General features: G+C 65.9%; 9 protein-coding genes. 4 read left to right on the forward strand and 5 right to left on the reverse strand.

The window, feature by feature from the left end; translation table 11 throughout:
• From dnaE to AC07U1_RS13955, 3 genes are all read left to right on the forward strand, one after another.
• The coding region (dnaE, locus tag AC07U1_RS13945) for a DNA polymerase III subunit alpha (protein ID WP_495197717.1) at positions 1-3,283 on the forward strand (3,283 nt) is incomplete at its 5' end.
• 4 nt (positions 3,284-3,287) lie between these two features.
• The gene (locus tag AC07U1_RS13950; protein ID WP_187141535.1) at positions 3,288-3,695 is read left to right on the forward strand and encodes a GFA family protein; all 408 of its coding nucleotides are present in this window, start codon (positions 3,288-3,290) and stop codon (positions 3,693-3,695) included.
• A 95-nt stretch (positions 3,696-3,790) separates the two neighbouring features.
• Positions 3,791-5,395: a long-chain fatty acid--CoA ligase gene (locus AC07U1_RS13955; protein WP_495176095.1), complete on the forward strand. Its 1,605-nt coding sequence runs from the start codon at positions 3,791-3,793 to the stop codon at positions 5,393-5,395.
• Positions 5,396-5,439: 44 nt separating this feature from the next.
• On the opposite strand, the gene AC07U1_RS13960 is transcribed toward AC07U1_RS13955, so the two are convergent.
• From AC07U1_RS13960 to AC07U1_RS13980, 5 genes are all read right to left on the reverse strand, one after another.
• Positions 5,440-5,730: a GIY-YIG nuclease family protein gene (locus AC07U1_RS13960; RefSeq protein WP_495176094.1), complete on the reverse strand. Its 291-nt coding sequence runs from the start codon at positions 5,728-5,730 to the stop codon at positions 5,440-5,442.
• A gap of 54 nt (positions 5,731-5,784) precedes the next feature.
• Positions 5,785-6,873: a PA0069 family radical SAM protein gene (locus AC07U1_RS13965; protein WP_495176093.1), complete on the reverse strand. Its 1,089-nt coding sequence runs from the start codon at positions 6,871-6,873 to the stop codon at positions 5,785-5,787.
• A 171-nt stretch (positions 6,874-7,044) separates the two neighbouring features.
• Entirely contained in the window at positions 7,045-7,569 is a 525-nt protein-coding gene (moaB, locus tag AC07U1_RS13970; protein ID WP_495176092.1) for a molybdenum cofactor biosynthesis protein B, read from the reverse strand.
• On the reverse strand, positions 7,559-9,304 hold the full coding sequence (locus AC07U1_RS13975) for a lytic transglycosylase domain-containing protein (RefSeq protein WP_495176091.1): 1,746 nt from the start codon (positions 9,302-9,304) through the stop codon (positions 7,559-7,561). The genes moaB and AC07U1_RS13975 overlap by 11 nt, the downstream gene beginning before the upstream one ends.
• 3 nt (positions 9,305-9,307) lie before the next feature.
• Positions 9,308-10,078 carry a uracil-DNA glycosylase family protein gene (locus AC07U1_RS13980; RefSeq protein ID WP_495176090.1) on the reverse strand — a complete coding sequence of 257 codons (771 nt, stop codon included), beginning with the start codon at positions 10,076-10,078 and terminating at the stop codon, positions 9,308-9,310.
• Positions 10,079-10,221: 143 nt separating this feature from the next.
• Here AC07U1_RS13980 and AC07U1_RS13985 point away from each other — a divergent pair, with 143 nt between their 5' ends.
• Entirely contained in the window at positions 10,222-11,877 is a 1,656-nt protein-coding gene (locus tag AC07U1_RS13985; RefSeq protein WP_492738564.1) for an electron transfer flavoprotein-ubiquinone oxidoreductase, read from the forward strand.
• The last annotated feature ends 19 nt before the right edge of the window (positions 11,878-11,896 follow it).

The raw sequence follows: 11,896 nt of genomic DNA on the forward strand, positions 1-11,896 counted from the left end.
CCCCCCCCCCCCCCCCCCCGCCCCCCGACTCGCCAATGGCGCACCGCAGATCGACTGGATCGCGCTCTATGCGCAGGACGAGGCGGGCTATAACAATCTTTGCGCGCTGGTGTCCGATGCGCATCTCGGCCGCCCGGTCGACCAGGATCCGCATGTCACCTTCGCCAAGCTCGCGGGACGCACCGATGGGTTGATCTGCCTGACTGGCGGCGGGGAGGGCGCGCTCGTGAAATTGCTCGCGGGCGAACAGAAGACGGCGGCGGACGATTATATTGAACAGCTCGAAGCGCTGTTCGGCGGGCGGCTCTATATCGAGCTGTCGCGGCGCGGCGATGCGGCCGAGAAGGCGGCCGAAAAGGCGCTGATCGACATGGCCTATGCGCGCGCGCTGCCGATCGTCGCGACCAACCCGGCGTCGTTCGTCGAGCCGCAATTCCACGCCGCGCATGACGCGATGCTGTGCATCGCGCAATCGGCCTATGTCGAGAGCGAGGACCGGCGCGTGTCGAGCCCCGAAGCCTGGCTGAAGCCCGCAGAGGCGATGGAAGACGCGTTCTCGGATTTGCCCGAGGCGATGCGCAACAGCCTTGTCATTGCACAGCGCTGCGCCTTCATGGCACCCAAACGCGCGCCGATCCTGCCCAGCCTCGCCGGCGACCGCGAGGGCGAGGCGGCGCAGCTTGCTGTCGATGCGCGCGCTGGGCTGGAGGCGCGGCTGGCGCTCTATCCCGAGCTCGGCGCCGAAGAGCGGCAGGCCTATGTCGAACGCCTCGACTTTGAGGTCGGGGTCATCGTCCAGATGGGTTTTCCCGGTTACTTCCTGATCGTTGCCGACTTCATCAAATGGGCCAAGGCGCATGATATCCCGGTCGGGCCGGGGCGCGGCTCGGGCGCGGGCAGCGTCGTCGCCTGGGCGCTGACGATCACCGACCTCGACCCGCTCAAGCTGGGGTTGCTGTTCGAACGCTTCCTCAATCCCGAGCGTGTGTCGATGCCCGACTTCGACATCGACTTCTGCGAAACGCGGCGCGGCGAGGTGATCCGCTACGTCCAGGAGAAATATGGCCGCGACACCGTCGCGCAGATCATCACCTTTGGTAAACTGAAGGCGCGTGCGGTGCTCAAGGATACCGGGCGCGTGCTGCAGATGAGCTATGGCCAGGTCGACCGGCTGGCGAAGCTGGTGCCGAACCATCCGACCGATCCGTGGACGCTCGAACGCGCGCTGAACGGCGTCGCCGAGCTGATGACCGAATATAAGCAGGACGACGGGGTGCGCCGGCTGTTCGACATGGCGCGCCAGCTGGAGGGCCTGCCGCGCCACAGCTCGACCCACGCCGCGGGCGTGGTGATCGGCGACCGGCCGCTCGACCAACTCGTCCCGCTCTACCGCGATCCGCGCTCGGACATGCCGGTGACGCAGTTCGACATGAAATATGTCGAGAGCGCGGGGCTGGTGAAGTTCGACTTTCTCGGTCTCAAGACGTTGTCGGTGCTCAAGGAAGCGAAGCGCCTGCTCGCGCTGCGCGGGATCGACGTCGATCTCGATACGCTCGAATGGGACGATGTGGCCGTGTACGAGCTGCTCCAGCGCGGCGAGACGGTCGGGGTGTTCCAGCTGGAATCCGAAGGCATGCGGCGCACGCTGGCGGCGGTGAAGCCGACCAATTTCGGCGACATCATCGCGCTCGTCGCGCTGTATCGCCCGGGGCCGATGGACAATATCCCGCTGTTCGGCGCGCGCAAGAACGGGCGCGAGGCGATCGCTTATCCGCACCCCTTGCTCGAAGGCATCCTCGCCGAAACCTATGGCATCTTCGTCTATCAGGAACAGGTGATGCAGGCGGCGCAGATCCTCGCCGGCTACAGCCTCGGCGGCGCCGACCTGTTGCGCCGCGCGATGGGCAAGAAGGTCCAGGCCGAAATGGACGCGCAGCGCGAGACCTTCGTCACCGGCTGCGGCGAGCATAACCAGATCGCGCCCAAGGCGGCGAACGAGCTGTTCGACTTGATCGACAAATTCGCGGGGTACGGCTTCAACAAGAGCCATGCGGCCGCTTATGCGCTGCTGTCGTACCAGACGGCTTGGTTAAAAGCGCATTATCCGCACGAATTTTTCGCGGCGTCGATGTCGTTCGACAGCCACCAGACCGACAAGCTTTCGATCTTCATCGACGACATGCGGCGGCTGGGCGTCGGCATCGCGCCGCCGTCGATCAACGACAGCGAGGCCGATTTTTCGGTCGGCGAAACCGACGAGGGATTGGCGGTGCGTTACGCGCTCGGCGCGTTGAAGGGGGTCGGCGAGAAGGCGATGGAAGCGCTGGTCGCCGAGCGCCGCGCGCATGGCGACTTCGCGAGCCTCGACGATTTTGCCGGACGGATCGACCCCAAACAGCTCAACCGGCGCCAGATCGAGGCGCTCGCGGGCGGCGGGGCGTTCGACCCGGTCGAGCCCGAACGGCCGCGCGCTTTTGCCGGCGCCGAGGCGTTGCTCGCCTGCGCCAACAGTTCGGCGCACGAGCGATCGACCGGGCAGGGCGGGTTGTTCGGCGGCGACATCGCGATCGCCCCGGCGCTGCAACTGCCGACCGCCGAACCCTGGACGCTCGGCGAGCGGATGACGCGCGAGAAGGAGGCGTTCGGCTTTTATTTCTCGGCGCATCCGGTCGAGAATTATGAGGCGATCATCGCCGCCCGCGGGGCGCGGAGTTACGGTGACATCTGCACCAATGTCGCGATGACCCCGGGAACACGCATCCCGATGATGATGGCGGCGATGGTCGAAAGCGCGCGCCCGCGCATGTCGCAGCGCGGCAACCGCTTCCTCAACCTGACGCTGTCCGACCGTAGCGGTCAGTTCCAGTCGAGCTGCTTCGACGAGCAGGCGGGCAAGATATTGGAAGCGCTCGCGGTCGACGGCGGCTGCGCGATGCTGAGCGTCGAACTCGACCTGCTCGAGGGTGAAGAGACGCCGCGCGTGACGGTGCGGGGGGCGCAGCCGCTCGCCGATATCGCCGCGACCGCCGCGCTGCAACTCGAATGCCGGATCGAGACGGCGAGCGCGATCGCAGACCTCGCGCGCTTTGCCGAGCAGCGCGAGGATGCGCGCGGGACAATCGTCATCACGACGCTCGATCCCGATACCGATCTGGATATCCGGATCAACCTCGGGCGCCGCTTCGCGCTCGACCCCGATCTCGTCGCGCGGCTCGAAACGGTCGCCGGGGTGACCGATCCGAAGCTGTCGCTCGTCGCACCGCGCGATTTTCGGGTGCGCTAGCCCGATGACGCGAACGACCTGTGGCTCCTGCCTCTGCGGCGCCGTCCGCTTCGAGATTTCGGGCGAGTTTGACGCCTTTTTCCTCTGTCACTGCTCACGGTGCCGGAAGGATAGCGGCTCGGCGCACGCAGCGAACCTGTTCTCGTCGAGCGCGACGATCGCCTGGCTGGCGGGGAAAGAGACCGCCAAATCCTGGCGCCTTCCCGGCAGCCGCCACGAGCGGAGCTTTTGCAGCGCGTGCGGCAGCGCGCTGCCGAGCGTGCAGATGGACGGCGCCATGCTTGTCGTGCCGGCGGGGAGCCTCGACGATCCGGTCGCCATCCGGCCGACCGCGCATATCAGCTGTGCGAGCCGCGCGGACTGGGATGTCGAACTGGAGCATGTCGCGAAACTGGACGGGCTGCCCGGCTGAGGCGCGCCGGTGACGGCAGGAAAATGCGCCTTTGGCCTTGCGCGGCGCGCCCTGCCGCCTCTATTCCAAGGCAAAATCATAAAGAGGATGCCCCTATGTCCATGCAAGGCCAGCCGTTACTCGTCACCAGCCTGATCGATCACGCCGCGCGCGAGCATGCGTCGCGCGAAATCGTGTCGCGCTGGGCCGACGGCAGTGTGACGCGCTCGACCTGGGGCGAGGTCGGCAAGGATGCGCGCCGCTTCGCCGCAGCGATGACGAAGCTGGGCATCGCCAAGGGCGACCGCATCGCGACGCTGGCGATGAACCACGGCCATCATCTGGTCAGCTGGTACGGCAGCGCGGGGTTGGGCGGGGTGTTGCACACCGTGAACCCGCGGCTGTTCGACGAGCAACTCGTTTACATCATCAACCACGCCGCGGATCGCGTGCTGTTGTTCGACGCGATGTTCCTGCCGATCGTCGAGCGGCTGCGCGACCAGTTGCCGACGGTCGAGCATTTCATCCTGTTCGATGCGCCCGCGCAGGGCGATTATAAATCCTACCGCGACTTGATCGGCGCCGAGGACAGCAGTTTCCAGTGGGTCGACCTCGACGAACGCGATCCGGTCGGACTCTGTTACACCAGCGGCACGACGGGCAATCCGAAGGGTGTGCTCTATGAGCATCGCTCGAACGTCATCCACGCGATCACCGAGATCCAGCCCGATGTGTTCGACATGTCGAACCGCAGCGTGGTGCTGCCGATCGTGCCGATGTTCCATGCCAACAGCTGGGGAATCCCCTTCGCCGCCGCCACTGTCGGCGCGAAGCTGGTGTTTTCGGCGAGCAACGATGCGCAGGTCCTTTGCGACCTGATCCATAATGAAGGCGTGACGCACAGCGCGGGCGTGCCGACGGTGTGGATCGCGATGTTCGCGCATATGGACAAGACCGGCATCGGCTATGGCAAGCTCGCGCGGGTGATCATCGGCGGTTCGGCGTGCCCGCGCGCCATGATCGAACGCTTCATGAAGGACGATATCGAGGTCGCCCACGCGTGGGGCATGACCGAAACGTCGCCGATCGGCACCATGGGCAAGCGCCCGTGGAACTGGGACGCGATGAGCTTCGACGAAAAGGTCGACAATGTCGCCAAGCAGGGTTGCCCGCCTTTTGGTGTCGAGCTGCGGATCGTTGATGACGAGGATCAGATCCTGCCGCGCGACGGCGAGACGAGCGGGAGGCTGCAGATCCGCGGGCCGTGGATCATCCAACGCTATTACCGCGCCGATGAGGATGCGGCCGACGAAGACGGCTGGTTCGACACCGGCGATGTCGCGCTGATCCACCCCGATGGCGTCATGCAGATCACCGACCGCGCCAAGGACGTCATCAAGTCGGGCGGCGAATGGATCAGCTCGATCGAATTGGAAAATGCCGCGCTCGGTGCACCGGGGGTGCAGGAGGCGGCGGCGGTCGGCGTCTATCACCCCAAATGGGACGAACGGCCGGTGCTGCTGGTTGTGAAGAAACCGGGGGCGGATGTCAGCGAGGCGAGCATTACCGCCTATCTGGGCGACAAGATCGCCAAATGGTGGCTGCCCGACGAGGTGATCTTCGTCGACGCCCTGCCGCACACCGCGACCGGCAAGCTGCTCAAGCGCCAGCTGCGCGAGGATTATAAGGACTATCGGCTGAAGTCGCTGGCTGCGGCGTGAGACCCCGTCGCCCCCGCGAAGGCGGGGGCCGCTGGCGGCACGAATCAACCGTTGATGGTCTCGAACAGGTCGGCCCATTCAGGATTCGCTTCGGAAATAAGGCGTAGTTTCCAGACGCGGTTCCATTTCTTCAAGGCCTTTTCGCGAACGATGGCTTCGTCGATCCGGTCGAACGGTTCAGCATGGACCAAGCGGTCCAGTCCCCATTTCTTGCAAAATTTAGACCCCGTGCCAGAGCGGTGCGCGAAAATTCGAGCCGGCAAATTGTCCGTCACGCCGATGTACAGGATGCCCATTGGCTTGTTGGTCATGATGTAGACATAGGCGTTTCTCATCGGCCCTTTCTCCATGATGCCAACGGCCCCCGCCTTCGCGGGGGCGACGGTTTGTCAAAATAGCTCCATCTGCCCGTCGCGTTCGGGCGGGCGGAACAGGTCGCAGCGGAGCGGCGGGAATTTCCGGTCCATGCCATGTTCGCGCGCGGCGCGTTTGACTCGGGTGCGGATCAGGTCGGCCCACACGCCCTGACCCTTCATGCGCGTACCGAAATTCGGGTCGTTGTCGCGGCCGCCGCGAATGTCGCGGATCATGTGCATCACCTTTTCGGCGCGGTCGGGGTAGTGCGCCGCGAGCCAGGCGCGGAACAGCGGCGCGACCTCGTGCGGCAGGCGGACGAGGATATAGGAGGCGCGGATCGCGCCGGCCTCCGCCGCCGCTGCCATGATCGCCTCGATCTCGTGATCGGTGATCGCGGGGATGATCGGCGAGATATTGACCTGTGTCGGCACGCCCGCGTCGATCAGCCTGCGGATCGCGGCGAGGCGGCGGCGCGGGTGCGGCGCGCGGGGTTCGAGGGTGCGGGCGAGCGCGGGGTCGAGGCTGGTCACCGACACCGCGACGCCGACCAGCCCGTCCTTCGCCATGCCCGCGAGCAGGTCGAGGTCGCGGAGCAGGCGGTCGGACTTGGTGGTGATGATCAGCGGATGCCTGGTCTCGGCGAGCACCTCGACCACCGCGCGGGTGATGCCCCATTCGCGCTCGATCGGCTGGTACCCATCGGTGTTGGTGCCGATCGCCATGGGCGCGACCCGGTAATTGCGCTTGGCAAGCTCGGCACGCAGCAGCTTCGCGGCGTCGGGCTTGGCGAAGAGGCGGCTTTCGAAATCGAGCCCGGGCGACAGGTCGTGGAAGGCGTGGGTCGGGCGCGCGAAGCAATAGATGCAGCCATGTTCGCAGCCGCGATAAGGGTTGATCGAACGGTCGAAACCGATGTCGGGCGATGTGTTGCGCGCGATGATGGTTTTCGGGTGCTCGACGGTGACCGTGGTGCGCAGGCGCGGCGCGTCGCCGTCGATCGCCTCGGCCTCGTCGAGCCAGTCGCCGTCGGCGGCGCGTTCGAGAGAGCCGGTGCGGGTGGGACGCAGGTTGGTCGGCGCGCCGCGGCCGGCGATCGGGGGGAGGGGTTTGGGCGATTCCACTGGGCGAGGATATCGCGCCAACTAGAACAAAGAAAGAACAAAAGGCCCCGAAGACGCTGATCGCTCCTTCTTCGTCATCCCGGGCTTGACCCGGGATCCGCCTTTTTCTCCAAGATCAGGCAGGCCCCGGGTCAAGCCCGGGGTGACGGTTTGCGCAGATTATAGGATCGCCTATTCCGTCAACCGCGGGATCAGATCCACAAAATTGCAGGGCTTGTGGCGGCTGTCGAGCTGGGTCGACAAAATGCCCTCCCACGCGTCTTTCACCGCGCCGGTCGAGCCGGGGAGTGCGAAGATATAGGTGCCGCGCGCGACCACGGCGCAGGCGCGCGACTGGATCGTCGAGGTGCCGATGCTCTGGTAGCTGAGCCAGCGGAACAACTCGCCGAACCCCGGAATGTCCTTGCCGTCGAGCATGTGCAGCGCCTCGGGCGTGACGTCGCGGCCGGTGACCCCGGTGCCGCCGGTGGTGATCACGACGTCGACCGCCGGATCGTCGATCCAGTTGTGGAGGCGCGAGACGATCAGCGACTTTTCGTCCTTGATGATCGCGCGGTCGGCGAGGATGTGGCCCGCGCCGCCGAGCAGGACGACCAGCGTGTCGCCCGACCGGTCGTCGGCGGCGCTGCGGCTGTCGGAAATGGTCAGGACCGCGATGCGGACCGGCTTGAAAGCCAGGCTTTCGTCAATCGGCATTGGTGAGGCCGCTGGCGTAGGTCAGCTGCACCCGGTCCTTGGTATCGGGGAAGCGCGGCCACTTACCCTGCGCGAGCGCGGCGCGGCTGACCGAGGGCTTGCCCTGCTGCGCTTCGTACATCCAGTAGTTGCGCAGCACGATGCCGACATAGCCGCGCGTTTCCCAATAGGGGATCGATTCGATGTAGAGCAAAGGATCGCCCTGGTCGCGGACCTCGGTCTGCCAGCGCGCGATCGGCGCGGGGCCGGCATTATAGGCTGCAATCACTTTCGGCAGCTGGCCCCCAGTCGAGCCGTCGCGGCTGAGATATTCGAGGTAACGCTGGCCGAAATCCATGTTGACCGCGGGGGTCTTGAGGTCGCCGGGTCCCGATGCGTCGCCGTTCCAGCGCGCGAGGTCGCGCGCGGTGCCAGGGCGGACCTGCATCAGCCCCATCGCGCCGGCGCCGCTGACCGCGGTACGCTGGAAGCGCGATTCCTGCAGCGTGTGGGCAAAGACGAGCGCGGGGTCGACCCGCCAGCCGCCATTGGGTTCCCATTTCGGCTGCGGATAGCGCGTCGCGGCGGCGAGTTTGCGCCCCTGCGGGGTGTTGTGCGCGAGATAGAGCTGGGTCTCGGGCAGGCTCAGGGCGCCGGCGATGCCGATCAGCCGCTCATGCTGTTCGGCGTTGCCGATGCGCGCCTGATGCCGGATCAGGTCGCCGGCATATTTGTCCTCGCCGATCTCGGCGAACGCGATCGCGGCGCGGACATTGGATTGTTCCTCGAGCGCGCGCCACGCGCTGCGGTCGGCGCGGACGGTCGGATTGTTGGATGGCTGGCCGAGCGTTTCGGCGGCGAGCAGTCCGTAGAAGGTTTCCTCGTTGGTCGCGGCGGCGCGCAGGCGCGGCTGGACCGCGGCGGGTTCGCCGGCCGCCATTGCGGCGCGCGCGGCCCAATAATAAGCGGCGGCGCGGAGTTCGCTGTCGGGCGCTTCCCTGGCGACGCGGTCGAAAGCGGCCAGCGCGGTGCGATAGTCGTGGAGCCGCCAGGCGGCGAGACCCTGCACCCACGCGCCTTGCGTGGCCCAGGCGCCGCCGTTGGCGGTGCAGGCGAGCGACAGGCGCAGCGCGTTCTGGTCGTCATTCTCGATATAGTAGGACCAGGCGACTTTCTGCTGCCATTCGGCGCGCGAGTCGGGGCTGAGCTTGTCGAGGACCGCGTTGAGCAGCGCCTCGGCGCCGGCGGGATCGTCGTTCTTGATGCGGTCGGGGATGCTGCTGGCGAGGCCGCTGGCGAAGGGATCGCTGACGCTGTCGGCGCCGAGGCGGCGCGGGGCGCTGCCCGACCAGGACAGGCGGGTCTGATAAGGGAGGCTGGGCAGGTCGGTCGCGCCGCGCTTGGCGGCAAGGCGGCCGAGCTGTTCGGCCTGCGGCAGGTTCGGCGAGCGCGACAGGATCGGCATGATGTCGGCGACTTCGGCCTTGGGGCTGTTCGGCGCGATGAGCAGTTCGGCGCGCAGGAAGTCGGTGAGCGGGCCGTTTTCGGTGCTGTCGAGCAGCGCCTTTGCGTCGGCCCAGCGCTGGGCGCGGATTGCGACGAGAACCTGCGAATAGAGCTGTTTCTGCTTGCCCGACAGGACCGACGGCACCGTCTGCGGCGCGGCGGTGAGTGGGTCTCCGGCGTCGGCCGCGATTGCGGGCGTTGCAACGGAAACAAGAAGCGATGCGGCGAGAGCCGCGGTCCATTTGATCATCTGTCAACGTCCCCGGTTGAACAGTTTGAGGCTATCCCAGGCCGCCGCTTTCTGGGCGGGCCGGGCCAGCAGCATTGCAGGATGCGCGATTGCCACCGCCTCCACCTTGCCGCCATCTTGGTTAATATCGAGTAAGTTTCCGCGCGCGTCGGGCAGCGCGATCTTTGCCGCCATCCGCACGATGTCGCTGCCGATCAGGAGCAAACGGTCAGGCCGTGCGAGGCGGAGGTGATGCCAGAGCAGCCGATCGAGTTCGCCCAGATCGCGCTCGTCGCAACGACCGCCGGGCGGACGGGTGACCGCAAGGCTGGCCATATAGCAGGCGTCGCGCGTCGTGCCGATCGCACGCAGCATCGCGTCGAGCAGCTTGCCGGCGGGACCGGCGAACAGCTCGCCGTCGCGCTGGTCGTCGATTTCGGGCCAGGCGGTGAGCAGCATCAGCGGCGCGCCGGCGTCGCCGACGGGCAGCACGCGGCGCGCGTCCCACTGGCTGCCCGGCACATCGGGATGGTCGGCGAGCCAGCTTTGGAACGTCGCCCAATCCCCGGGCAACTCGACCGGACCCTTGGCCACGGGCGCTGCGACGACCTCCTGACGCTGGAGCGCGGCGGGAAGAGGGGCGGCTTCGGGTTCGGCTGCGATCGCGGGCGCCATTTTGGGACGCGCGGGCGCCGGGTCGTTCGCGGGCGGCGCGGCGAGCCAGCCTGCCGGCGTTTCGCCGACAAGCGCGTCGACGCCCGCCAGCGACCACCAGTCGTTATAGCTCTCCGCCAACAAAGCTGAATTCGGCCCACCCATGTGATTTGTTCAAACAGGCAGTTGACGGACGCGTCAATTGGCGGGCATCGCAATTCGTGACAGAATGAGCGCAGGGCACGATGAATGTCCGGCGCCGGGACGGCAGAAAGGTTATTGCGGTGAGCGAACGGGAATCGATGCCCTATGACGTGGTTATCGTCGGGGCGGGTCCGGCGGGGCTTTCGGCGGCGATCCGGCTTAAGCAGCTGGCGAACGAAGCGGGCAGTGAATTGTCGGTCTGTATCCTTGAAAAAGGGTCCGAGGTCGGCGCGCATATCCTGTCGGGGGCGGTCATCGACCCCAAATCGCTCGACGAACTGCTGCCCGACTGGCGGACCTCGGGCTGCCCGCTTGCCGAGGTGCCGGTCAACGACAACCAGCATTGGGTGCTGACCAAAACCAAGAAGTTCGGACTTCCCGAATTCATCTCGCCCGGCTTCATGCACAACAAGGGGACCTATACCGGCAGTCTCGGCAATCTCTGCCGCTGGCTCGCTGAACAGGCCGAGGGGCTGGGGGTCGAAATTTTCCCCGGCTTTCCCGCCGCCGAAATCCTTTATAACGACGATGGCTCGGTCAAGGGCGTCGCGACCGGCGACATGGGCGTCGCGCGCGACGGCAGCCACAAGGGCGATTACGCCCCCGGGCTCGAACTCCACGCGAAATACACCTTCTTCGGCGAAGGCGTGCGCGGCCATCTGACCAAGATGCTCAAGCCGCAGTTCGCGCTCGACAGCGATTGCGAGCCGCAGGTCTATGGCCTCGGCGTCAAGGAATTGTGGGACATCAAGCCCGAAAATCACGCCGAGGGCCGTGTCATCCACACGCAGGGCTGGCCGCTCGACAACAATGCCAATGGCGGCGGGTTCCTTTATCATCAGGCCAACGGGCAGGTCGCGCTGGGTTTCGTGACCTGGCTCAACTATCGCAATCCGCATATCTCCCCGTTCCAGGAGATGCAGAAGTGGAAGACCCACCCCGAGATCGCCAAAATCCTGAAGGGTGGCAAACGCGTGTCGTACGGCGCGCGCGCGATCAGCGACGGCGGCTATCAGTCGGTGCCGAAGCTGGCCTTCCCGGGCGGCGCCTTGATCGGCGACAGCGCCGGTTTTCTGAACGTGCCGCGTATCAAGGGCACGCATACCGCGATGAAGTCGGGCATGATGGCGGCCGAAGCCGCGTTCGCGGCGGTGACCGCCGGGCGGACGAGCGACATGCTGACCGCCTATCAGGACGCCTATGACGACAGCTGGGTGAAGAAGGAACTCAGCGTCGTGCGCAACGTGCTGCCGCTCGTCGAGAAATGGGGCGACCTGGCGGGCACGATCCTGTCGGGCATGACGATGTGGCTCGAAACGCTGAAGATCAAGGTTCCGTTCACGATGAAGCATCATCCGGATAACGAGAGCCTCTATCGCGCCGACATGATGCCGAAGCCCGACTATCCCAAGCCCGACGGCGTGCTGACTTTCGACCGCCTGTCGTCGGTGTTCGTGTCGAACACCAACCATGAGGAAGATCAGCCGGTCCACCTGCAGCTCAAGGACCCGTCGATCCCGGTCGCGTATAACCTGCCGCTCTATGACGAACCCGCGCAGCGCTATTGCCCGGCGGGGGTGTACGAGATCGTCGGCGAAGCCGAAGGCGACCCGAAGTTCGTAATCAACGCGCAGAATTGCGTCCATTGCAAGACGTGCGACATCAAGGACCCGACCCAGAATATCAACTGGGTCACCCCCGAAGGCGGCGGAGGCCCCAATTATCCGAATATGTAAGTTTGGCCTGATCGCGGTC

It is taken from the genome of Sphingopyxis sp. GW821-FHT02C12, from assembly GCF_059421785.1.